Below are 21,522 nucleotides of genomic sequence, written 5' to 3'. Positions count from 1 at the left end.
CCTAGACCACCTGGTCCACCCGGAGGCTCACGGGGCCATCGTGGGTGCCCGCGAGCAGGGAAACCACGGTCCGCACGTACTGCAGGTGGGAGGAGATGAGGAGCGCGTTCGCCTTGTTTACGTCCGCGAGTTCCCGCAACAGCTGCGCCAGCACCGCCCGTTGGTGCTCGAACCGCCGGGCCACCTCCGGCGGGCTGAGGCGGGCGAGCTCCGCGAGGGTGAGCTCCCGCACGGGCCGCCCTTCCCGGTCCGCCAGCAGCTCCAGGAGCTGCAGCCGGGCCCGCTCCAGGCTCCGGATCTCCGCGCTCAACCGCTCCTGCTCCGCCACGAGCCTTCCCACGGCCTCCGCATCCCCCCGCACCAGGGCCCGCTGCTCCGCCCGCGCGAGCTCCAGCAGCCTCCGGTGGGCCTCGATCTCCTCGTCCAGCAGCCCGACCACGGTCTCAAACGGATCGTTCATGGCGGCCCCCGGTGGCGGCGCGGAGGATGGCCCGGGCGATGGCGTCCTCCGGGAGGTGGTAGCGGCCCTGGAGGATGGCCTCCCGCAGGGCCTCCAACCGCACCTTCCGGCCATCCACGGTCCGGCCCGGATCCCCGCCCAGCTCCAGCCGGTCCTGGGGCTCCCGGGCGGCCTCCCGCGGACCCGTGCTCTTCGGCCTCCCTCCTCCGGGCGGGACTCCCGGCGGACCTACCGGATGGATCTCCACGTTCTCCTCCGCGCGCGCATCCTTCCGAAAGTCTTATCGGCGCCTCTCCCGCTCCCTTGAGCTACCGCAAGTCGAACCGCTCCGGGACCCTCTCCCTCCGGATCCTCCTCCGCCTGGGGGGTGGCGCGCTCTCCCGCAGCCGCTCCAGGGCCGAGCGCAGCTCACGGAGGGCCACGAGGAACTCCGCGCGGCACCCCGGACAGAGCACGCCCAGAGCGACCCGCCGGCCGCACCGCCGGCACCGCATCTCCGCCTCCGCCACCATGAGCCTCCCCTCCCGGAGCCACCGGAGGATCCGGTCCAGGGGGATGCCCGTCTCTTGGGCGAGCTCCTCCGCGGGGAGCGGACCGTGCTCGTTGAGGTAGGCCCGCAATTGCCGCAGCTGCGCGTGCTCCTCCTCCACGCACGCGGGACACTGCCCCCGCAGCAGGAAGGCCGCCAGCCGGCCGCAGCGGGGGCAGTTCACCGCGGGCATCATCGCCTCCGCAGGGCCTCCTCGAGGATTCGGGCGAGGCCCAGTCCTCCCGCCTGAGCCAAAGCGAGGGCGAAGGACTCGTCCAGCAGCTCCTGCCAGGTGCTCCGGCCCGCGAAGGGCTCGTGCGAACCGAGGCTTTCCGCGGCCCGGCGCATGGTCCGCAGCATGTGGGTGAGCAGCACCGCCTCGAACTCCTGGGTGACCCGCCGGAGCCGCACCAGCTTCTGATCCTCCCCCGTTGCATACACCGGTTCGGCGCGCATCACTGGATCACCAGCTCCCCCTGGAGTGCGCCCGCGGCCTTCAGGGCCTGCAGGATGGCGATCAAATCCCGGGGGGTCACCCCGAGGGCGTTGAGGGCCCGGGCGAGATCCTGCACGGAGTTGGTGCCGGGGATGGGCACCAGAGCTCCGGGCTCCGGGGTCACGGTGACCCGGGTCCGGGGGACCACCCGGGTCTCGCCCCGGGAGAGGGGCGGTGGCTGGGACACCTGAGGCTCGGACTGCACCTCGATGCGCAGGTTGCCGTGGGCGATCACCACGGGCAGGATGCGCACCGCGCCGCCGATCACCACGGTGCCCGTGCGCTCGTTCACCACCACCCGGGCGCTCACGTCTGGCCGCACCCGTAAGGACTCCACCCGGGCCACGAAGGCCGCAAGCCCACCGGGGTAGTCCGGCGGGACGCTCACGTCCACTCGGGCCGCATCCACCGCGGTGGCCAGGTTCCGCCCCAGCCCCCGGTTGATGGCCTCCGCGACCCGCACCGCGGTGGAGAAGTCCGGCTGCAGGAGCACCACGCTCACCACGTGGTTCTCGGCCACGGCGCTCAAAACCGCCCGCTCCACCACGGCTCCGCCCGGCACCCGACCCACGGTGAGGTGGTTGATCTGGGCCTTGCTGCCGCCCGCGCTCTCCCCGGCCCCGCCCACGGCCACCGGGCCCTGGGCCACCGCGTAGACGTTCCCGTCCGCGGCCTGCAGAGGCGTCTGCAGCAGCACCCCGCCCACGAGACTGCGGGCGTCCCCGATGGAGGAGAGGGTGACGTCCAGGCGGTCTCCCTCCCGGGCGAAGGGGGGCAGCTCCGCGGTGGCCATGACCGCGGCCACGTTCCGCACCCGCAGCCGGGAGGGTGGGACCACGATGCCGAGCCGGTTCAGCATGTTGGCCACGGACTGCACGGTGAAAAAGGCCCCGCTCGTGTCCCCGGTGCCCGCGAGCCCCACCACCAGCCCGTAGCCGAAGAGCTGGTTGGCGCGCACTCCGCTCAGCCGCGCGATGTCCTTGATGCGCACCTCCGGCTCCTGCCCGGCCCCCGGAACGCCCAGGGCCACCGCCCCGAGGAGCGCGCACAGCAAAATCCAACCGCGCCGCATAGACCCCTCCTACTCCAGCCAGCTGAACAGGAACCGCAGGAGTGCCCCGAACCCGTCGAGGACCCACTGCAGCGGGTTGTTGCCCGAAAAGGGACGCCGCGGCCCTTCCAGCACGATGCGCACGTCCGAGAGCCGGTCTGAAGGGACGGTGTTGTCGCCCTGGATGTCCACCCGCCGCACGAACCCCGTGATCCGCAACCGATATGGCTCATCCCGCAGCAGAAGTTCCCGCTCTCCCGCGAGCCGCAGCACGCCCTGGGGCAGCACCTCCACCACCCGCAGGGTGATCCGGGCCTGCACGCCCACGGTGCTCCCCACCGCCCGGCTGCTGCTCGCGCCTTGCCCGGATTCGAACCCCGCCGCGGGAAAGAGGCTCAACGCCCCGCTCCCGCCGCCCAGATCCAGGGAGACGGACCGGGAGGTGTTGGTGCGGCTCTGGGTCTGGACGGAGATGCCCTCCGTCACCACCACGGTCACGAGATCCCCCACCGCTCCGGCCCGCGGGTCCGTGAAGAGAGAGGGGCTGTCCGAAGGCCACAGGGAGCGCGCGGAGGCGGGTGCGGCCAGCAGCGCCACGAGGCATGCGATCTCAGAACACCACCGCCACCTGCTCCGCCTGCACCACACGGGCCGCCACCTCCTTCCGCGTGGGAATCACCCGAACCCGGATCACCTGTCCCAGGTCCCCGCTCTCCAGGGCCACGCCGGGCGCGCTTACCCGAACGAGGCCCACCGCGGCCACCACCCGCACCGCGCTCCCCCGACGCACCGCGGCGGACCGGTCCGTGCGTCGCACCACCACCTCCCGGGCCCCCGTGAGGCGGAGGCGGGTGGTGTCAAACCCCGCCTGCGCGAGGGCGTCCAGGATCTCGCGGGCGGAGATCCGCAGGAGTTGTCCGGGCCGGAGGTCTGTGCGCACCACCATCCGCTCCAGAGCCCGCACCATGCGCTCCGGGCCCGAGAGGGCGGCGAGTTCTCCCAGGGTGACCTCCGGGCTTTCCACCACGGCGCTTCCCCGCAACCGCACCGTGACGGTGGCCGGAGGTGTGGCCAGGGCCAGGAGGAGACCTGCAAGGGCGAGGGGCTTCACGGCTACCTCCGCATGTTGTTGGCTTGGGCCATCATCTCGTCCGCGGTGCTCACGACCTTGCTGATGGCCTCATACGCCCGCTGGGCCGCGATCATCCGCACCATCTCCTCCACCACCTGCACGTTGCTGGACTCCAGAAACCCCTGGGCCAGGGTCCCCATCCCCTCCGCGCCGGGCTGGCCCGTAATGGGATCCCCGCTCGCGGGCGTGGGGACGAAGAGGTTGCGGCCGATGGCCTCAAGCCCCGCGGGATTTGCAAACCGCGCCATCTCGATCCGGCCGATCTCCGTGGGTGCGGATTCACCGGGCAGCACCGCGGAGACGATGCCGTTTGCGCTGATGGTGATCTTGGAGGCGCCCGGGGGGATGGTGAGGTTGGGCTCGAGGAGCAGGCCGTCGCTGGTGACGAGCCTCCCCTCCGCGTCCAGCTTGAACGTGCCATCCCGGGTGTAGGCGAGGGTGCCATCGGGGAGCCGAACCTGGAAGAACCCATCGCCCTCGATGGCGAGGTCGAGGGGGTTTCCCGTGTACTGGAAGTCACCCTGGGCGAACAGCCGCTGCACCGCGGAAACGCGGGTTCCGAGCCCCACCTGGGCCGCGGTGGGCACCACCGCGGCGTTATCCGCGGGGGCTCCCGCGGCCCGGAAGCCCAGGGACATGAGGTCCTGGAACTCCGCCCGGGCCTTCTTGAAGCCCGGAGTGCTCACGTTGGCGAGGTTGTGGGCGATCACGTCGATCTCCGCCTGCTTGGCCATCATCCCCGTCGCGGAGGTCCACAGCGCGCGGATCATGTGACATCACCTCCCTATAGGCGCAGGACTTCCGATAACCGGCCCATGGTCTCGTCCGCCACCTGCACGCACTTCGCCGCGGCCTCGTACGCCCGCAGGCCCGCGAGGAGCTGCACGAGCTCCTGGACAGGATTCATCGCGGGCTGCTCCTGGAAGGCCGTGCGCACCGCGCTCGAGACCTCCTGCAGGGATGCGGGCGGCGCCTGGTACAGCGAGGATCCGGCCGGGGAGAGGGAGGCGGTGCGGACCACCCGCAACCGGCCCACCACCCGGCCCTCCACCGCCACGGCTCCGTCGGACCGCACCGTAAAGGCCGCGCTTCCCACCCGGATGGGCCCTTCCCGCCCCTCCACCCGGATCCCCCGAAGGGTGAGGTAGCCCTCCGTGTCCACCCCGAGCCGGCCACTGCTCGCCAGTCGGCCGCCTTCGAGCACCACGAACCCGTCTCCCTCCACCGCGAGGTCCCGGGGATCCCCCGTGGGCACCAGCACTCCGGGCCGCGGATCCACCGCGGCCTGCGGCGCTGGCGGCGCTCCGGCGAGGGAACCGAGCCCGATGCCCGTGTCCCGGCGGTGGAGGACCGCCTCCTGTCCGGGCCGCACAGCCACCACCAGCCGGTGGAAGCCAGAGGTTTGCGCGTTGGCGAGGTTGTGAGCGATCAGGTCCGTCCGCACCTGCTCCGCGGTCATGGCAGCGGCCGCGGATTGCAACACGCGCAGCATGCACACCTCCCGGGCCGGTTGGCTCCGGCCTAAGGGCTTGCAACTTCGGTGCCGCAACCGCGCTAGAGGGGATAGGGCACGAGGGTGAGGGTGGTGTGGTCCGGGGTCCGGGTGACCGATATCAGCCACAACCCGAAGGCCCGGGTCCGGCGGCGGCGTTCCCCCTGATCCAGGTACTCCACCGCCTGGAGAAGCCGGGACACCTCCTTGGGGTCCACGGATCCCCCCGTGACCTCGTTGAGGAGGGTGGTGAGCAGGCCCTCCTCCGAGACGGCCTGCCGGGGGCCGGAGAGCATCCCGCCTCCCACCACGCCCCCCGAACAGACCAGCAGGAGCCACAGCCCGCGGTCCGGCTGGCTGTAGGTGCGGAGCTCCAGTCCTTCCCAGACCCGATCCTCCGTGCGCACGGCGCCTGTGAACCGGAACCGGTAGCCCTGGATGAGGGGGCCCACCTCCACCACCCCCACCTGGGTCCGGCAGAAGGGGGGAGGGGTTTTCCGCGGCGGCCAGGCGCTCAGGGTTCGGAGGGCATCCGTGAGCTCCGCGAGCAGCTCCGCGTGAACCGCGGGGGTCTCCACGGTGGTCGTGACCGTCTGACCTTGACCCGGCAGCTCCGTGCGGATCCCCGCCTCCGCCCGGAACCGGTCGTAGGCCGCCCGTCGGACGGGGTCCGAGAGCACCCGGTAGGCTTCGTTGATGAGCTGGGCCGTCCGCACGTCCCCGCCCAGGTCCGGATGGTGCCGCAGGTCCCGCATGAGCACGTGGTACACCTTCTGGATCACCAGCGGGTGGGCCCGCGGGTGCACCTGCAGCACCTCGTAGTAGTCCACGTCCTTCCGGAACTCCTCTGCCATCCCTTGCCAGGAATCCGTCGGGGAAAGCAAAATTCCTGCCAGTGGGAATCGCCGGGTCCGGCCCGGCGTTTCCGGCGGGTGAACAAACCGCGACGAGGAGGACCCCATGCGGAACGTAATCATCCTGGGGAGCGGGCCTGCGGGGCTCACCGCAGCCATCTACACGGCCCGCGCGAACCTCAAGCCGCTCGTGATCGAGGGGAGCGCCCCGGGGGGACAACTCATGCTCACCACGGAGGTGGAGAACTTCCCGGGCTTCGCGGATCCCATCCTGGGGCCGGAGCTCATGCAGCGGATGCGCCAGCAGGCGGAGCGGGTGGGTGCGGAGTTCGTCCCGGACGACGCGGTGGCCGTGGACTTCTCCCGGCGACCCTTCCGCGTCACCGTGGGGAACGGGGAGACGTACGAGGCCCGGGCGGTCATCGTGGCCACGGGCGCCCGGCCCCGGATGTTGGGATTGCCTTCCGAGCAGGAGTACCTGGGCTACGGAGTTTCCACCTGTGCCACCTGCGACGGCTACTTCTTCCGCGGCAAGCCCGTGCTGGTGGTGGGCGGTGGGGACACGGCCATGGAGGAGGCCCTGTACCTAGCGAACCTGGCAAGCTCCGTCACCGTGGTGCACCGCCGGGCGGAGCTCCGGGCCAGCAAGATCCTGCAGGACCGGGCCTTCCGCAACCCGAAGATCTCCTTCGTCTGGAACCACGTGGTGGAGGAGATCCTGGGGAAGGACGGCCGCGTGACCGGCGTTCGTCTGCGCCACGTGCAGACGGGCGAGACACGGGTGGTGGAGGTGGAGGGGGTCTTCGTGGCCATCGGCCACATCCCGAACACGGAGCTGTTCCGGGACCAGCTGGAGCTGGATGAGGCGGGCTACATCGTGCTCAAGCAGGGCATGATGACCAGCGTGGAGGGGGTGTTCGCCGCGGGGGACGTGCACGACCGGACCTACCGGCAGGCGGTGACGGCCGCGGGTTACGGATGCCAGGCGGCCATCGAGGCGGAGCGTTGGCTCAGCGCTCAGGCGACGTAAGCCCAGACCTCAGCCGAGGAGGCAGAGCAATGCACACGGAACCCCGGGGGTTCTTCGAGGCCCTCTTCGATTTCTCGTTCACCTCCCTCGTCACCACCCGGCTCGTCCGGGTCCTCTACATCCTCACCGTGGTCCTCACGGGCATCTGGAGCCTGCTCTTCCTTCTGGCAGGCCTGGCCCGGGGCGGCGGCGCCGGGTTGTTGAGCCTCGTGCTCGCCCTTCTCGGGTTTCTCGTGGCGGTGACCTATACCCGCGTCCTCCTGGAGGTGCTCGTGGTGATCTTCCGGATCCACGAGCACGTCCAGGAGCTGGCCGCCCGCGGCCGCGCGGGCCAGTAGGGGCCTACACCGCGGCCCCCACCGCGGCCTCGATGCGCCGGCGGAGCTCCGCCTTGGGCATGTAGCCGATGAGCCGGCCGACCATCTCCCCGCCCCGGAAGACACCCAGGGTGGGGATGGACATCACGTTGTACCGGACGGCCAGATTCGGGTTGCGGTCCACATCCACCTTCACGAACTTGATGCGGCCCTCGTACTCCGCCGCGAGTTCCTCCACGATGGGCGCGATCATGCGGCAGGGCCCGCACCACACCGCCCAGAAGTCCACCACCACGGGGATCTCGGACTGCAGCACTTCCTGCTCGAAGGTCGCCTCCGTGACCTCCACCGGCTTTGCGGCCATGCGCGTACCCTCCTGTGCGTGGTTCTACGGCAGAGAACGCGGAATGCCCCGGGAGAATTCCCCCGGGACGGACCCGCGTCGGCTTTCTATCGTACCATAGGGCCGGAGGCCCGGGTGGGCGGATCCATTCGGCTCGGGAAGATCCTGGGGATCACCGTTCAGGTGCATTACACCTGGTTCGTGGCCCTCTGGGCCCTCTCCTTCTCCCTGGCCCGCGGGGTGTTCCCGGAGCAGATCCCGGGGCAACCGCCCGAGACGTACTGGACCATGGGGGTGGTGGGTGCGGTGCTGCTCTTCACCTCCGTGCTGGTGCACGAACTGGGACATGCCCTCGTGGCCCGTCTCTATCAGATCCCCACCCGCAGCATCACCCTCTTCCTCTTCGGAGGAGTGGCCCACATCGCCCGGGAACCGGAGCGGCCCACGCACGAGTTCTCGGTGGCCATCGCGGGACCCGTCACCTCCCTCGGCCTCGCTGGGATCTTCTGGGCGCTCACCCCCCGCGGGGAGCCCGTGCCCGCCACCGCCCTCATGGGGTACCTGGCGTGGGCCAACCTCCTGCTTGCGGCCTTCAACATGCTCCCCGCCTTTCCCCTGGACGGGGGGCGGGTGCTGCGGGCGGTCCTGTGGGCCTTCTACGGATACGAACGGGCCACGAGGATCGTCACCCTTCTGGGGCAGGTCACCGCGGGTGCCTTCATCCTCCTCGGCGTGGTGGGCGTGTTCACGGGCCGCGTGCTCAACGGGCTGTGGCTCATCCTCATCGGGTGGTTCCTGGAGCAGGCGGCCTCCGCCTCCTACCAGCAGGCGGTCCTGCGGAGGATCCTGGGCGGGATCCGGGTGGCGGACATCATGACCCGGGAGGTGCGGGTGATGCCCGCGGAGCTCACCCTGGAGGAGGCGGTACACGACTACTTTCTCCCCCACAAGCACGGCGGATACCCGGTGGTGTACGGAGACCGGCTCGTGGGCATCCTCACCCTCCACGATCTCCGACGGGTGCCCCGGGAGCGGTGGCGCACCGCCCGGGTGCGGGAGGTCATGACGCCCATCGCGCAGGCGAAGGCGGTGCGACCGGATCTCAGCGCCTACGAGGCCCTGGCCCGCATGCTGCAGGACGGGGTGGGACGCCTCCTGGTGCTGGACGAGGGCGGGGAGCTGGTGGGACTGGTGACCCGCAGCGACCTCATGCACCTGATCCGGGTGCGCACGGAGTTGGGCGGAGAGTAAGCACGGCGGAGTCCAATTTCCAGCACTTCCGTTTGCTCCTACGCTTTTAGGGCATCCTTCCCATCTCCGGACCAGCCGGACCGCCTCCTCCCCAGGGCAAGGGGGCCTGCTTCTCGGCATCGTGGACTCCTCTCCGAGGCCGTCCACGAAACCGGGACAAGTCCACTTCCTCTGCTCCCTCTTGACTTGACGGAACCTGTGTGATTGTATATACATTTGTCAAGAAGACAGAAAAAGGGGGAGTCCGCAATGGTTCGGGGTGTGGGCATATTTATAATGTTCGTTGTATCCCTGACGCTTCCCGAAACTCCCTTAGCTCTCGGAGCGCCAAGAAGTCCAGTGACTCTCACCATCGGAACCAATCCACCAGGTACCCTCTTCTACGCCATCGGGAGTGGGATCGCCCGGGTGCTCTCTGACTATGCGGGGGTTCGGGCGGTGGTGCAGCCCTATAGTGGAAGCAGCACCTTCCTTCCTCTTCTAAATTCCGGGGAGCTCCAGCTGGGTGTGGTCAACGCTGTGGATTTAGCCATGGCCTACCGGGGTCCAGACCGCCTCAAGATCGGCGGAAGGAACCCCTATCAGAGTTCTCCGCACCTGCGACTGGTGGTGCGGGGTGGACCGATTTACGTCGTGGAGGGCGTTCGCCGAGATAGCCCCTTCAGGACCATTGCAGATCTTCGTGGGAGACGTGTAACAGGCGTTTACTCTGCACACTTCGCCGTCTGGCTGGATCAGTATGCCCTTTTGACCACCTGCGGTCTAAGCTGGGAGGACGTTCAAGTCGTTCCTGTTTCTACCTCCAATGAAGGATTGGATGCCCTGCTGCAGGGAAGAGCAGAGGCCGCTCCCTACGCACTTGGGAGCGCTCGCTCCTTGGAGATTCACGCTGCCATCGGCCTTCGCGGCCTCTCCGCCTGTTCCGACGAACCAGCCCGCAGGCGCCTTCAGGAGCGGATTTCAGGGTACTACCTTGCCCTGCTCAGGGCCGGCCGCTCTCCCGAAATCACTCAGGACACCTGGGTGGTCGCTAAGGATATCTATCTCGTCACCCACAAGGATCTACCGGAAGAAGTGGCGTACCGAGTAACCAGAACCCTGTGGGAGCAGAACCGCAGGCTGTGGCCCTTGCACTCCTCCTTCGAGGAGTGGGCCACGCGGCGCTACGTGGATCCCGGGGTCACAATCCCCTATCATCCAGGCGCCATCCGCCTGTACCGGGAAAAGGGGGCATGGACCCCACAGATGGAGCAGGCGCAGGCCCGCCTGCTCCAAGAAGTTGCCCGATAAACCAGGAGCCGGGAGGGAAGAGGTCGTGAGCCACCAAGAGGACTACATCGTGGGTCCTCTGGAAGACCTTCCTCTACAAAGAGCCCTCCTGGTCCAAATTGGCGGCCAGCGGATCGGGGTATACCGAATAGGCGAGTCCGTACGGGCTTATGAGAACGTCTGTCCTCACATGGGCGGCCCGGTATGCCAGGGAGAAGTTGTGGAATGGGTAGAGGAAGTGGTGGATCCAGAAGGCCTCGTCATAGAGCAGCGCGTTGTGCCAGGCCGCTGGCACCTGGCTTGTCCCTGGCATGGCCTTGAGTTCGATCTTTCGTCTGGAAAGTGCATCGCAGATCCTCGCCTTCGCTTGCGCCAGTACCCATGCTGGGTAGAGAATGGCGTTGTGTATATCCGTGTAACCCCGGAATAACGGCAATGAAAGAGGAGCACCTCCCCCGCCTTCTCGCACAGCTTCAGGAGCTCTGTCGCGCATGGGAATCCAAGGAGGTTTTTGACTCGTGGGAGGTAGAATTTGCTCAACAAATTTTTGCCTATGCCATGCGTCTGTACCTTTCTGCCGTAGCGCATAGGGCTGAAGACCATGAGGTTCCCCCGCCCCTGCCACTTACCGCCTCCTTCACCGCCACCGATTGTCTTATCGTTGCCAACGAATTGCTTAAATATGCAGATATAGATATTTTTGAACTTGGTCTATTCCGCCAGTATGGTGTGTATTGAGGTGCATGAGGATATGGGTAAAATTCGAACCGCACCACGAGTCTCAGAGGCTTCCCTGCTTGACAACGCGGAACGCGAGGTTCAAGCCCGCCAGTTGCACCGGCTCACCGTTGTGGATGTAGATGCGCATCATTTCGAGCAGGAGTCCTGGCAGGAAATTGCCTCATACGTGGATAGGCCACTTCTGCGTAGGGTCATTCAAGAGCCAGGGAGTCTGGATCAGGTGCTGCCGGGGCAAGTGGGCGTACGACGGTTAGGGGGCCGGATCAAGCGGGATGTTCCGACAGAGCCCGGCGTTGATGCAGAGACACCCCTTGTGCGGAAGGTGGTGTGGGCCAACCGGAAGCTGGGGATCCACTACTGCATTTTGTTCCCGACAGCGATGCTTACCCTAGGTGTCCATCCCTCCACAGAGGTAGAGGTCGCGGTAGCCCGTGCGTATGCACGTTGGATGACAGAGCGAATTCTTCCCGATGGTTACCGATACGGAATCCGCAGTATGCTCTACCTTCCTGTAGGAGACCCGGAAGAAAGTCTTCAAATTGTCGAAGAATTTGCCGGGCGAAAGGGAATTGTAGGCGTCATGATTACCGGGGTGCGCTACACACCCCTTATGCAGCGACATTTCCTAAAGGTGCTGCGGGCCATCGAGGAGCGAGGGCTTCCCGTTGCTCTCCATCCGGTGGCGTACTGGCAGGAACGGGCTTTTGAGCAACTTAACCGTTTTCTTGGGGTGCATGCGCTCGGATTCCCCTTTTACAACATGATTCATATGACGAACATACTCGTCAATGGCCTCCCCGAGCGCTTCCCCGGTCTCCGTTGGATCTTTTTGGAATGCGGTCTTACATACCTCGTTTTTCTCCGGTACCGGCTGGACAGCGAGTATCTCATGCGGGTCTCCGAGGCTCCCCTGCTCAGGAAGCTGCCTAGTCAGTATATGGCAGAATTTTACTACAGCACGCAGCCTTTAGAGATGTTCGAAGACGAGGCAGCCCTGCGATGGGTAGTTGATCGGATTGGAGGCCCCAGCCGGCTTCTATACTCCTCTGATTACCCGCACTGGGATTTTGACCCTCCCTGGCGGATTTGGGACCTTCGGTGCTTCACGGAGGAAGAGAAACGGGCAATTCTTGGAGAGAACGCCTTGCGGGTTTTCCGGCTTACTGAATAACAAAACCTCCAAGGGGCAGCCCGCTAGGAACACGTCTGCGCACAGGTAGAGACCAAATGGGTGAAGGAGAACTCGGACCGGTCCGTCGACTTCAAGGGGTCAGCCGTCGGGTCCAACGGGCGATCCTGGTGGCCATCCCGGTAGCAGGTGTACTGTTCATCTTTCAGGTTCCCTCCTACTTTAAGGTGGCCGTGTTCCGCGAGCAGTACATGGGCCTTGTGCTGGCTCTCAGTCTGGGTGCTACCTTTCTGGGAGTCCCGGCTTCCCCCTCCCAGGCCGGACGTATTCCCTGGTACGACTGGCTTCTCTTCGCTGCTGGCCTTGCCGTAGGCGGTTACGTGGCCGTTTACTTTCCCCTCATCGCAGACCGCCTAGCGGTGCTCAGCCCAGAAAGATGGGCACTGGGCGGGGTGGCGGTGCTCCTCTTCCTGGAGGCCACCCGCCGTCTAGCGGGCCCATCGGTGGCCCTCTTGGGGCTCGCGTTCGTATTGTACGGCCGGTTTGCAGACCTGTTCCCGGAGCCTCTGGCGGGCACGCCCGCCCGGTGGGAGCGTTTGTTTACCTACCTCTACCTGGACCTCAACGGAGTCCTCGGCACTCCGCTCGGAGTGGCATCCACGGTGGTGCTGAGCTTCGTCCTCATGGGACAGGTCCTGGCGGCTACGGGCGGTGCGGCTTTCCTGGGAGACTTCGCTCTGGCGACGGTGGGACGTTTCCGGGGTGGACCCGCGAAGATGGCTGTGGTGGCGTCGTCCTTGTTCGGCAACATCTCGGGAAGTGCGGTGGCCAACGTAGCCGTGGACGGCCCCATCACCATCCCCCTAATGAAGCGGGCAGGCTATCCCCCTCCCGTGGCCGCCGCGGTGGAGGCGGTAGCTTCCACGGGCGGACAGATCATGCCGCCGGTGATGGGGGCTGCGGCCTTCCTCATGGCGGAGTTCCTGGGCATCCGGTACGCGGAGGTGGCGGCCGCGGCCCTTCTGCCTGCACTGCTGTACTACGTGTGCCTGTTTTTCCAGGTAGACCTGGAGGCCGCGAAGCGCGGGTTACGAGGTCTTCCTCCTGACCAGCTCCCGCGGCTGCGAGAGGTCCTCCCACAGGGCAGCGTCTTCGGAGTGGCATTGGGGGCGGTGGTGTTCGGCCTGTACGGGCTGAAGTGGCAGGCGGAGCATGTGGGTGTGGTGGCTGCGGCGCTGGCCGCCCTGGTGGCCGTAGTCCTGAGAGTGCGGGGCTGGAGCGTCCTGGGTGTGCTCGAGCAGACGGGGCGCTCCTTACTGGGCTTGGTGGCGGTTACCGCGGTGGCGGGAATCGTCATCGGGGTGCTGCAGTACACGGGTCTAGGCTTCCGACTGGCCTTACTGCTTACGGAGGTAGCAGGCCGCAACTTGCCTTTGCTCCTGCTGCTCACCGCCGCAGCAGCCATGCTGCTGGGCATGGGTATGCCTACGGTGGCGGTGTACGTGCTCTTGGCTACCCTGGTAGCGCCCGCCCTCGTACAGCTGGGAGTGCCCCCTTTGGCTGCCCACCTGTTCGTCTTTTACTTCGGGATGCTCTCCATGATCACTCCGCCCGTGTGTCTGGCCACGTATACCGCGGCCACAATCGGAGGCTGCAACTTCTGGCAGGCGGGGTGGGCAGGTATGCGTCTTGCAGCGGTATCGTACATAGTGCCCTTCCTGTTCGCCCTGGACCCCGCCCTGATCGGGAAAGCGGATCCCTTGCGGGTAGGGACGGCGTTCGTCACGGCCGCGCTGGGTGCCTACCTTCTGGCGGTAGCCCTGGTGGGCTACTGGTTCGCTCCCTTGGGGCCGGTGGAGCGCTTACTGGTGGCCGTCACCGGTTTGGCGGTGCTCACACCGGAGGGGGGGGCAGGGTGGATGTTCTCCTGGGTTGTGGAGGGCGTTGGGCTGGGAGGAGCGGTGGTGCTGGGACTACGCAGCTGGCGCCGCCGCTTTGAGCCTACGCCCGAGCTGGTCTCCACACTCCCTCCCGGGCAACAACAGGAATTCAGGTAACCATCCCACCGTGCCGCTGGAGGTATTCCTGGACAATGCGTCGGGCGTGGACTAGCCCGTGGCCCGTCGGCCCAGAAAGGCCAGTACGACCAGGAGGACCACGGGAAGGCAACCCGCCCGGCCTTCGGGGCTCTGGGTGCGGGCCATGAGGCGGGTGGCCTGCTTCATGTGCCGCAAAAACGCCCCGTAATCCCCGAGTCGCTTATAGAGGGCCGCGAGGTTCTGGTGGGTCACCCAGTACTCGGGGTCCAGTTCCAGGGCCTTCCGGTAGGCCTGGAGGGCCTCCTCCAGGCGCCCCTGCTCGTGGTAGACGGCCCCCAGGTTGGTGTAGGCGGGCGCGTAGCGGGGATCCAGCTCCACGGCGCGGTGAAAGGCCGCCACGGCCTCCTCGTACCTTCCCTGCTGCGCGAGCGCGGCTCCTAGCTTGCTGTGCGCCCGGGCGGAGCGGGGCTCCTGCGCCACCGCCTCCCGAAGGGCCGCCTCCGCCTCCCGGAGCGCTCCCGCCTCCAGGAGCCGCTCTCCGCGGGCCAGGAGTTCCTCGAATCCTCCCTCCCCACCCATACGGTCTTCAGCGCACCGGGCGCAGGACCTCAAACCCGGTGTAGGGCACCAGGGCCTGTGGGATCCGCACGCTCCCGTCCGGTTGCTGGTAGTTCTCCAGGAGAGCGAGGAGGGTGCGGGTCATGGCGAGGGCGGTGCCGTTTAAGGTGTGGACGTAGTCCGTGCGACCTCCCTCCCGGAACCGGATACCGAGCCTGCGGGCCTGGAAGTCCGTGCAGTTGCTGCAGGAGTGGGTCTCCCCGTAGTCCCCGCGGCCCGGCATCCAGACCTCCAGGTCGTACTTCTTCGCCGCGGGATCCCCCAGGTCCCCGCCGCAGATGAGGACCACCCGGTAATGCAGACCGAGCCGCTGCACCAAGCGCTCCTCCAGGCTCACCAGGTACTCGTGCTCCTCCCAGGACCGGTCGGGGTGCGCGAAGGAGACCATCTCCACCTTCTCGAACTGATGCACCCGATACAGCCCCCGGCTCTCCCGGCCGTAGGTGCCCGCCTCCCGGCGGTAGCAGGTGGAGAGTCCGACATACCGCAGGGGAAGCCGCCCGGCATCCAGCACCTCGTCCATGTGCATGGCCACGAGGGGATGCTCCGAGGTCCCGATGAGGCACAGGTCGTCCTGGGCCACCCGGTAGACCATCTGCTCGTCGAGCTCCGCTCCCCCCATGGCGCCCAGCACCACTCTGGAGCGCACCAGCGTGGGCGGGTAGACGGGCACGAACCCCTCCGAGACGAGGAAGTCCATGGCGAAGTGGGTGAGGGCCAGCTGCAGCCGTACCCCGTCGCCCCGGAGGAAGTAGAAGCGGGTGCCGCTCGTGGCGCTGGCCCGCTCGAAGTCCAGGATTCCAAGCGCGAGGCCGAGCTCGATGTGGTCCCTGGGCGGGAAATCGAACTGGGGCTTCTCGCCCCAGTACCGGACCGGCACGTTGTCGCGCTCGTCCGCGCCCGCGGGGACCGAGGGGTGAGGGGGATTGGGGAGCTGCAGGAGGAGCCGGTCCAGCTCCTCCCGCCGCGTCCTGGCCTCCTGCTCCGCCGCCCGGATGGACGCCGCGAGCTCCCGCAGCTGCTGGATGCGGCGCTGCCTTTCCGCCTCCCCCAGACGCGGAACCTCCTCGCTCAGGCGGTTCTGCTGGGCCCGCAGCTCGTCTACCCGATGCTGGGCGGCGCGCCAGGCGCGGTCCAGCTCCAGCACCCGATCCACAAGGCCGGGGTCACGGTTCTTGTGCCGCAGCGCCCAGCGGAAGAACTCCGGATCCTCCCGCAGCTTCCTGAGGTCAATCATGGGGCTCCCCTACAGCTGCACGGGCTGGACGCCGTAGATCCCATCCACCCGCCGGATCTCCTCTACGGCCTCTGGGGGCGTGGGCTGGTCCGTGGTGAGTACCATCACCGCCACCCCGCCCGGCGCGGCCCGGCCCAGGTACATCCCCGCGATGTTCACCGCGTGCCGGCCCAGGATGGTGCCCACCTTACCGATCATGCCCGGCCGGTCCAGGTTCCACACGAAGAGCATGTGGGTGGCCGGCGCGAGATCGATGGTGTGCTCGTTGATGCGCACGATCCGGGGCTCCCGCCGGCCGAACAGGGTCCCGCCCAGCACCCAGGTGCCCTCGTCCGTGTGCGTGGTGGCCAGCATGAGGCTGCTGAAGTCCTCCGCCTGTTCCTGCCGCACCTCCACCACCCGTAGCCCCCGCTCCGTGGCCACCACGTGGGCGTTCACCAGGTTCACGGTACGCTCCACCACCCCTTCCAGCAGCCCCACCAGGAAGGAGGCGCTGAGGAGCTGTCCCTCCACGCGGCTCAGCTCCCCCTCCAGTCGCACCTCCACGGAGCGGATCCGACCCCGGGCGAGTTGACGGCTGAGGGCTCCGAGGATGCGAGCCAACTCCAGGTGCGGGGCGACGCGCTCCCAGGATTCCGTGCGGTACGCGGCCACGTTCACCGCGCCCCGGGGCAGCCGACCCGCCAGGGCCTCCAGCACCTGCTCCGCCACCTCCAACCCGATGGCCTCCTGGGCTTCCCGGGTGGAGGCTCCCAGGTGGGGGGTTGCCACCACCCGGGGGTGGCGCACCAGGCGCAGATCGCGAGGCGGCTCCGTCTCGAAGACGTCCAGGGCCGCTCCCGCCACGTGCCCTTCCTCGAGGGCGCCCAGCAGGGCCTCCTCGTCCACGAGCCCGCCCCGGGCGCAGTTCACGATCCGCACCCCCCGCTTTGTCTTCCGAAGGGCCTCCGCGTTCAGCATCCCGCGGGTCTGCGGGTTGAGGGGGACGTGCAGGGTGATGAGGTCGGCCTCCCGCAACAGGACCTCGAACGGGACCAGGGTCACGCCCAGCTGAGCTGCCCGTTCGTCGCTGAGATAGGGGTCGTGGGCGATGACGCGCATGCCGAAGGCCTGCGCCCGCCTGGCCACCTCGCTCCCGATCCGGCCAAGCCCCACGATGCCCAGGGTCTTCCCGTACAGCTCCGTGCCCACGAACCGCTCCCGCGCCCACTCCCCTTCCCGGAGCGCCGCGTTGGCCTGGGGGATGTTCCGGCACAGGGCCAGGAGGAGGGCCAGGGTATGCTCCGCGGTGGCCCGCACGCTGGCCTCCGGGGTGTTGAGCACCAGAACACCCGCCCGGGTGGCGGCCTCCACGTCCACGTTGTCGGTCCCGACCCCGGCCCGCGCCACCACCCGCAACCGGTCCGCGGCCTGGAAGATGGAGGCGGTGACCCGGGTGGCGCTGCGCACGATGAGGGCGTCCACGCCCCGAATGCGATCCCTGAGGGCCGCCTCGTCCAGGCCCCGGTACACTTCGACCTCCGCGGCCTCCCGCAGCCTGCGCAACCCCGCCTCGCTGAGGCCGTCCGCCACCAGGATCTTTGGCCGCGCCTCCACGGCTAGACCGCCACCTCCTGCAGGGCCTCCTCCGCGGCCTGCACGCCCGAGCCCCGCTCAAGGGGCACGCCGAGGAGGGCGAGCACGTCCTCCAGAGCTTCCATGCAACGGAGGACGTCCTCCGGCCGTACGTAGCCGAGGTGCCCGATCCGGAAGATCCTGCCGCTGAGTTTCCCTTGGCCTCCTGCGAGCACGATGCGGTGGCGCTCGTACACGGCATCCACCAGGGCCCGGGCGCTCACGCCCTCCGGAACCCACACCGCGGTGACCGCGCTGCTGGCGTGGGCAGGATCCGCCACGGGGCGAAGCCCCAGCGCCTCAACCCCGGCCCGCACCGCCCGGGCGAGCCGGCGGTGGCGGGCGAAGCTGGCCTCCAACCCTTCTTCCCGCAGCAACCGCAGCCCCTCCTGAAGGGCGTAGAAAACGGAGATGGCGGGGGTGAAGGGCGTCTCCGGGATCTCCCGCTCGAGAGAAGCCCGGAGCAGGGTGAAGTCCCAGTAGAAGCGGGGCATGCGGGCCGTCCGGTGGGCCTCCCAGGCCCGCCCATTCGCGGCCACGAAGGCCACCCCCGGGGGACACATCAGGGCCTTCTGAGAGGCGGTCACCACCACATCCAGACCCCATGCGTCCATCTCCAGAGGCATGGCGCCCAGGGAGGAGACCGCGTCTACCAGCAGGAGCGCCGGGTGGTCACCCCGCGCCCGCGCGATGGCCTCGAGGTCGTTGGCGATGCCCGTGGAGGTCTCGTTGTGGGTCACCAGCACCGCCCGGACATCCGGGCGGCGGCGCAGCTGCTCCGCCACCATCTCCGGCGGAACCGCGCTCCCCCACTCCACCTCGACCCGGGTGACGTGGGCTCCGTAGATCTCCGCGATCCGCGCGAACCGTTCGCCGAAGGCCCCGCACACCAGGGCCAGCACGGGGTCCCCGGGGGAGAGGGTGTTCACCACCGCGGCCTCCAGAACCCCGGTCCCGGAGGAGGCGTACGGGAGCACCGGGGCACGCGTACGGTACACCCACCGCATCCCCTCCAGCACCTCCTGCAGGATGCGGGCGAAGGCCGGGCTCCGGTGGTTCACCATGGGGCGGGCGGAGGCCTCCCGCACGGACGGCGGAACCGGGGTGGGTCCCGGAATCAGCAGCAGATCCTCCATGGCATCCTCCCTACCAAAATGAAAAATCCTCCGCGCCTGCCAGAGACGGGAGGAGCATCCCGCGGTGCCACTCTGCTTCCGGCGCGCCTGCGCCGGCCCTTGATCCGCGGTATCGGGCGCTCCCGGCGGCCTTCGACCACAAGGCGGTCTCGGCCGCGGCTCCGGAGCTGGAGAAGCACCGCACCCGCCGGCCGGATTCCACCCTTCCCGGCTCGCTGGACCGTGGCGGGCGCGGGGCCGGCTCCGTCCTCGCCGCTTCCCTAAAGTACGATAGGACCAACCGCCCCGGCCGTCAAATTCCCCCGCAGCCCACCACCGGGTCCCGGAGGCCCCTACTCAGTTCTGGAAGAGCACATGCTCGCCTGTGGTCTCAATCCGGCCGGAAGGCCTCGTGAACCGCAGAGGGGCGGCTTCCGCCCACGGTGAGGCCACCGCCGGGGACGTAGATCCACTCCCCCACCGCGGCGGCCCCTGTGCCATGCCGGGGAGTGGGCATGGGGGCCACGGGAACCCACCGGTCCTGCTCGGGATCGTAGGCGTCAGCGTCCGCGAACACCCGACCCACCTCCTCGCCGCCGAACACGTAGATGCGATCCCTCAAAACCGCCGCCGCGACCCCGCTACGCGGGTGGGGAAGAGGTGCGAGGCGCTCCCACCGGTCGCGCGATGGATCGTACACGTGGTGGCTGGCGAGATTCCGAGCGAAGGTGTTGAACCGGCCACCGATGGCGTGGATCCGCCCTCTGAGCACCACAAGCCCCATGTGGTCTCGCGGATCCGGCAACGGCGCCCGGACCTCCCAACGGTCCCGCTGAGGATCGTACACCTCGTGGGTGCCCACGCTCTGCACGTCTCTTCCACCCACCACGTGGATCACCCCGCCGAGGGCAGCCGCAGAAGCGGCCCCCCGCTTGCCGGGGAGGGGAGCGATGCGCTCCCACCGGTTTTCCCGCGGGTCGTACACGTAGGCGTCTTCTACCGCGCTGCGGTTCTGCTCCACGAAGCCCCCAAAGGCATAGATCCGACCCTGAAAACCCACCACGGCGACGTGGTTCAAGCCCCGGGGCATCGGGGTGAGGTCGCTCCAGGTGTCGGTGCCCGGATCGTACACCTGGTTCAGGGGCTGGTCCACCCGGCCGAGCGCATACCCGCCGATCACGTACACCTTTCCGTCCAGGGCAGCCACGCTGACCTCGGTCCGGGGAAAGGGGAGAGGCGCCCGCGACGCCCACCGCCCCCGTGCAGGGGCTGAGTGGACCACGCCCGGCCACAGGCTCTCCAGGAACGCGCCCGCAAGCCCCGCGACGGCTCGCCCAAGGAAGATCCGACGGCTCAGTCGCTCCATCCTACGGACTTCCCGGCCCTGACGCCTTTGGCATGGGAGCGGGGATTCACACGTCTACGTACACCACCGCCACCCACCGATCCCCCTCCCGCTCGACCCGGGCCTGGTGGTAAGTGGCGGCCTTCACCTCGATGCCCCGGGGGTGGCGCTTCGGATCGAAAGGTTCCCCGTGCAGGCGGGCCCGCAGGCGACCATCGGACACCTCCAGGACCTCCGCCCCGTGGGCCACCATGCCGTCCCGGGCGTTGAGGTAAAGGAGCTCGTTGAGCCACTCCACAGCCAGGGCCACCCGGTCCGGTGCCTCCACGGTCACCTCCCACGTACGCTCCGGGCGCACCGCGGAGGGATCCGTGATGAGGGAAAACAGGCCCGCACACAGGTCCCGGAACACGCCCTCCAGGCTCTCCGCCTCCACCCGCAGACCCACTTCCGCGGTGTGCTCCAGGACCTCGAACGGCATCTACGAGACCGCCGCCTCGCTCGTGGAAGTGTCCTCCGAGGTCTGCGGCACCTGCGTGCTCGTGAGCAGGTCGAGGAAGGTGCGCAGCAAAGCCGTCAGCCGCTTCTCCCCGTGCCGGACCGCCCACAGGGCACGCACGGGACGGAAGTCAGGAACCTCCAGGACCACCACCTGCCCCGCCCGGATCGCCCCCTCCGCCGCGATCCGGGAGACGATGCCTACCCCAAGGTTCGCGGCCACGGCCTGGATCACCGCTTCCGTGCTGGGCAGCTCCATGGCGGGGTTGACGGGGAGGCCCAGGTTGCGGAAGGCCTGCTCCGTGGCCTCCCGGGTACCGCTCCCCCGCTCCCGGAGGATGAGCCGCTCCCGGGCGAGCTCCGCGGGGCTGAGCCCCCCCCGCCGCGCCGCGGGGCTGTCCGGAGCCGCGATGGGAACCAGCTCGTCCATGCGGTAGGGGATGTAGACCAGGGCCTCGTGGCGGAGGCTGGGGCCCACGATGCCGCAGTCCAGCTCGTTGCGGAGGATCCTTTCCTGGATCTGGCGTGCCCCCTGGATCTCCAGGGTGATCACGGCCTCCGGGAACCGGGCCCGCACCTCCCGGAGGACGGGGGGGAGCAGGTAAGTGCCCGCGGTGGACTCCGCGCCCACCCGCAGGGTGCCCCCCGAGGAACCCCGGACCTCCCGGACCGCCTCCTCCGCCTCCTCCAGCAGGCTCAGGATGCGGGAGGCGTACTCCTCCAGGACCTTCCCCGCCTCCGTGAGGAAGGTGCGCTTGCCGATCTGCTCAAAGAGCTCTACCCCCAACGCGCGCTCCAGGTCCCGAACCTGGATGCTCACGGAGGGCTGGGTGATCCCCAGGGCTTCCGCGGCACGGGAGAAGGACCCCGCCCGGGCCACCGTGTGGAAGATCTTGAGCTGGTGGACGTTCAGCATCCCCTACCTGCACTATACGCGAGGGAATTCCATCTCCACCAGGGGG

The 21,522-nt window shown here is 68.2% G+C and carries 24 protein-coding genes; 6 read left to right on the top strand and 18 right to left on the bottom strand.

Annotated features, from left to right (window positions below):
* Position 1: 1 nt before the first annotated feature.
* From QN206_01830 to QN206_01785, 10 genes are all read right to left on the bottom strand, one after another.
* The gene (locus QN206_01830) at positions 2-460 is read right to left on the bottom strand and encodes a flagellar protein FlgN (protein MDR7613548.1); all 459 of its coding nucleotides are present in this window, start codon (positions 458-460) and stop codon (positions 2-4) included.
* Entirely contained in the window at positions 444-707 is a 264-nt protein-coding gene (locus tag QN206_01825) for a hypothetical protein (GenBank protein ID MDR7613547.1), read from the bottom strand. Before QN206_01825 ends, QN206_01830 begins: the two co-directional genes overlap by 17 nt.
* Positions 708-768: 61 nt before the next feature.
* Positions 769-1,185, bottom strand: coding sequence for a hypothetical protein (locus QN206_01820; GenBank protein ID MDR7613546.1), 417 nt, complete (start codon positions 1,183-1,185; stop codon positions 769-771).
* Complete coding sequence (locus tag QN206_01815) at positions 1,182-1,445, bottom strand: rod-binding protein (protein MDR7613545.1); 264 nt, start codon at positions 1,443-1,445, stop codon at positions 1,182-1,184. The genes QN206_01820 and QN206_01815 overlap by 4 nt, the downstream gene beginning before the upstream one ends.
* Positions 1,445-2,557: a flagellar basal body P-ring protein FlgI gene (locus QN206_01810; GenBank protein MDR7613544.1), complete on the bottom strand. Its 1,113-nt coding sequence runs from the start codon at positions 2,555-2,557 to the stop codon at positions 1,445-1,447. Before QN206_01810 ends, QN206_01815 begins: the two co-directional genes overlap by 1 nt.
* Before the next feature lie 9 nt (positions 2,558-2,566).
* A complete protein-coding gene (locus QN206_01805; GenBank protein MDR7613543.1) occupies positions 2,567-3,184 on the bottom strand; it encodes a flagellar basal body L-ring protein FlgH in 618 nt (205 codons plus the stop codon).
* Entirely contained in the window at positions 3,147-3,647 is a 501-nt protein-coding gene (locus QN206_01800) for a flagella basal body P-ring formation protein FlgA (protein ID MDR7613542.1), read from the bottom strand. Before QN206_01800 ends, QN206_01805 begins: the two co-directional genes overlap by 38 nt.
* Positions 3,648-3,649: 2 nt before the next feature.
* Complete coding sequence (gene flgG / locus QN206_01795) at positions 3,650-4,438, bottom strand: flagellar basal-body rod protein FlgG (protein MDR7613541.1); 789 nt, start codon at positions 4,436-4,438, stop codon at positions 3,650-3,652.
* A 14-nt stretch (positions 4,439-4,452) separates the two neighbouring features.
* Positions 4,453-5,160, bottom strand: a complete 708-nt coding sequence (locus QN206_01790) for a flagellar basal body rod C-terminal domain-containing protein (protein MDR7613540.1) — start codon at positions 5,158-5,160, stop codon at positions 4,453-4,455.
* 62 nt (positions 5,161-5,222) lie between these two features.
* Positions 5,223-6,014: a J domain-containing protein gene (locus QN206_01785; protein ID MDR7613539.1), complete on the bottom strand. Its 792-nt coding sequence runs from the start codon at positions 6,012-6,014 to the stop codon at positions 5,223-5,225.
* A 106-nt stretch (positions 6,015-6,120) separates the two neighbouring features.
* On the opposite strand from QN206_01785, the gene trxB reads away from it, so the two are divergent.
* Entirely contained in the window at positions 6,121-7,044 is a 924-nt protein-coding gene (gene trxB / locus QN206_01780; GenBank protein MDR7613538.1) for a thioredoxin-disulfide reductase, read from the top strand.
* Between the two features lie 29 nt (positions 7,045-7,073).
* The gene (locus QN206_01775; GenBank protein ID MDR7613537.1) at positions 7,074-7,382 is read left to right on the top strand and encodes a DUF4282 domain-containing protein; all 309 of its coding nucleotides are present in this window, start codon (positions 7,074-7,076) and stop codon (positions 7,380-7,382) included.
* Positions 7,383-7,386: 4 nt separating this feature from the next.
* Here the strand turns inward: QN206_01775 and trxA are convergent, their stop codons facing one another.
* Positions 7,387-7,725, bottom strand: a complete 339-nt coding sequence (gene trxA, locus QN206_01770) for a thioredoxin (protein MDR7613536.1) — start codon at positions 7,723-7,725, stop codon at positions 7,387-7,389.
* A gap of 114 nt (positions 7,726-7,839) precedes the next feature.
* Here trxA and QN206_01765 point away from each other — a divergent pair, with 114 nt between their 5' ends.
* The 4 genes from QN206_01765 (at position 7,840) to QN206_01750 (ending at position 14,151) form a co-directional block, all read left to right on the top strand.
* Positions 7,840-8,955, top strand: a complete 1,116-nt coding sequence (locus QN206_01765) for a site-2 protease family protein (GenBank protein ID MDR7613535.1) — start codon at positions 7,840-7,842, stop codon at positions 8,953-8,955.
* A 249-nt stretch (positions 8,956-9,204) separates the two neighbouring features.
* Positions 9,205-10,245 (top strand): TAXI family TRAP transporter solute-binding subunit, encoded by a 1,041-nt coding sequence (locus QN206_01760; protein MDR7613534.1) that lies wholly within the window; start codon positions 9,205-9,207, stop codon positions 10,243-10,245.
* Positions 10,246-11,278: 1,033 nt separating this feature from the next.
* A complete protein-coding gene (locus tag QN206_01755; protein ID MDR7613533.1) occupies positions 11,279-12,136 on the top strand; it encodes an amidohydrolase family protein in 858 nt (285 codons plus the stop codon).
* A gap of 56 nt (positions 12,137-12,192) precedes the next feature.
* Entirely contained in the window at positions 12,193-14,151 is a 1,959-nt protein-coding gene (locus QN206_01750) for a TRAP transporter fused permease subunit (protein MDR7613532.1), read from the top strand.
* Positions 14,152-14,202: 51 nt separating this feature from the next.
* On the opposite strand, the gene QN206_01745 is transcribed toward QN206_01750, so the two are convergent.
* The 7 genes from QN206_01745 to QN206_01715 all read right to left on the bottom strand — a co-directional run bounded on the left by QN206_01745 (position 14,203) and on the right by QN206_01715 (position 21,476).
* Positions 14,203-14,712: a tetratricopeptide repeat protein gene (locus QN206_01745; GenBank protein MDR7613531.1), complete on the bottom strand. Its 510-nt coding sequence runs from the start codon at positions 14,710-14,712 to the stop codon at positions 14,203-14,205.
* A gap of 7 nt (positions 14,713-14,719) precedes the next feature.
* Positions 14,720-15,988 carry a serine--tRNA ligase gene (gene serS, locus QN206_01740; protein ID MDR7613530.1) on the bottom strand — a complete coding sequence of 423 codons (1,269 nt, stop codon included), beginning with the start codon at positions 15,986-15,988 and terminating at the stop codon, positions 14,720-14,722.
* Positions 15,989-15,997: 9 nt separating this feature from the next.
* The gene (gene serA, locus QN206_01735; protein ID MDR7613529.1) at positions 15,998-17,584 is read right to left on the bottom strand and encodes a phosphoglycerate dehydrogenase; all 1,587 of its coding nucleotides are present in this window, start codon (positions 17,582-17,584) and stop codon (positions 15,998-16,000) included.
* A 2-nt stretch (positions 17,585-17,586) separates the two neighbouring features.
* Positions 17,587-18,738, bottom strand: coding sequence for an alanine--glyoxylate aminotransferase family protein (locus QN206_01730; protein ID MDR7613528.1), 1,152 nt, complete (start codon positions 18,736-18,738; stop codon positions 17,587-17,589).
* 370 nt (positions 18,739-19,108) lie between these two features.
* Complete coding sequence (locus QN206_01725; GenBank protein MDR7613527.1) at positions 19,109-20,083, bottom strand: kelch repeat-containing protein; 975 nt, start codon at positions 20,081-20,083, stop codon at positions 19,109-19,111.
* 46 nt (positions 20,084-20,129) lie between these two features.
* Entirely contained in the window at positions 20,130-20,543 is a 414-nt protein-coding gene (locus QN206_01720) for an archease (protein MDR7613526.1), read from the bottom strand.
* Positions 20,544-21,476, bottom strand: coding sequence for a LysR family transcriptional regulator (locus QN206_01715; protein MDR7613525.1), 933 nt, complete (start codon positions 21,474-21,476; stop codon positions 20,544-20,546).
* Between the last annotated feature and the right edge of the window lie 46 nt (positions 21,477-21,522).

This window comes from Armatimonadota bacterium (assembly GCA_031460175.1).
Lineage (GTDB): Bacteria > Sysuimicrobiota > Sysuimicrobiia > Sysuimicrobiales > Sysuimicrobiaceae > Sysuimicrobium > Sysuimicrobium tengchongense.
The sequence above is the reverse complement of the archived record's forward strand: the minus strand, read 5'-3'. Positions and strand labels throughout refer to the sequence as shown.

What these genes read in the sequence shown, in the direction of transcription:
- QN206_01750 (MDR7613532.1), top strand. Translation starts at nt 12,193, where the DNA reads ATGGGTGAAGGAGAACTCGGACCGGTCCGTCGACTTCAAGGGGTCAGC.
- QN206_01720 (MDR7613526.1), bottom strand. Translation starts at nt 20,543, where the DNA reads ATGCCGTTCGAGGTCCTGGAGCACACCGCGGAAGTGGGTCTGCGGGTG.
- QN206_01715 (MDR7613525.1), bottom strand. Translation starts at nt 21,476, where the DNA reads ATGCTGAACGTCCACCAGCTCAAGATCTTCCACACGGTGGCCCGGGCG.
- QN206_01745 (MDR7613531.1), bottom strand. Translation starts at nt 14,712, where the DNA reads ATGGGTGGGGAGGGAGGATTCGAGGAACTCCTGGCCCGCGGAGAGCGG.
- trxA (MDR7613536.1), bottom strand. Translation starts at nt 7,725, where the DNA reads ATGGCCGCAAAGCCGGTGGAGGTCACGGAGGCGACCTTCGAGCAGGAA.
- QN206_01760 (MDR7613534.1), top strand. Translation starts at nt 9,205, where the DNA reads ATGGTTCGGGGTGTGGGCATATTTATAATGTTCGTTGTATCCCTGACG.
- trxB (MDR7613538.1), top strand. Translation starts at nt 6,121, where the DNA reads ATGCGGAACGTAATCATCCTGGGGAGCGGGCCTGCGGGGCTCACCGCA.
- QN206_01815 (MDR7613545.1), bottom strand. Translation starts at nt 1,445, where the DNA reads ATGCGCGCCGAACCGGTGTATGCAACGGGGGAGGATCAGAAGCTGGTG.
- QN206_01725 (MDR7613527.1), bottom strand. Translation starts at nt 20,083, where the DNA reads ATGGAGCGACTGAGCCGTCGGATCTTCCTTGGGCGAGCCGTCGCGGGG.
- QN206_01820 (MDR7613546.1), bottom strand. Translation starts at nt 1,185, where the DNA reads ATGATGCCCGCGGTGAACTGCCCCCGCTGCGGCCGGCTGGCGGCCTTC.
- QN206_01790 (MDR7613540.1), bottom strand. Translation starts at nt 5,160, where the DNA reads ATGCTGCGCGTGTTGCAATCCGCGGCCGCTGCCATGACCGCGGAGCAG.
- QN206_01810 (MDR7613544.1), bottom strand. Translation starts at nt 2,557, where the DNA reads ATGCGGCGCGGTTGGATTTTGCTGTGCGCGCTCCTCGGGGCGGTGGCC.
- serS (MDR7613530.1), bottom strand. Translation starts at nt 15,988, where the DNA reads ATGATTGACCTCAGGAAGCTGCGGGAGGATCCGGAGTTCTTCCGCTGG.
- QN206_01775 (MDR7613537.1), top strand. Translation starts at nt 7,074, where the DNA reads ATGCACACGGAACCCCGGGGGTTCTTCGAGGCCCTCTTCGATTTCTCG.
- QN206_01830 (MDR7613548.1), bottom strand. Translation starts at nt 460, where the DNA reads ATGAACGATCCGTTTGAGACCGTGGTCGGGCTGCTGGACGAGGAGATC.
- QN206_01730 (MDR7613528.1), bottom strand. Translation starts at nt 18,738, where the DNA reads ATGGAGGATCTGCTGCTGATTCCGGGACCCACCCCGGTTCCGCCGTCC.
- flgG (MDR7613541.1), bottom strand. Translation starts at nt 4,438, where the DNA reads ATGATCCGCGCGCTGTGGACCTCCGCGACGGGGATGATGGCCAAGCAG.
- QN206_01785 (MDR7613539.1), bottom strand. Translation starts at nt 6,014, where the DNA reads ATGGCAGAGGAGTTCCGGAAGGACGTGGACTACTACGAGGTGCTGCAG.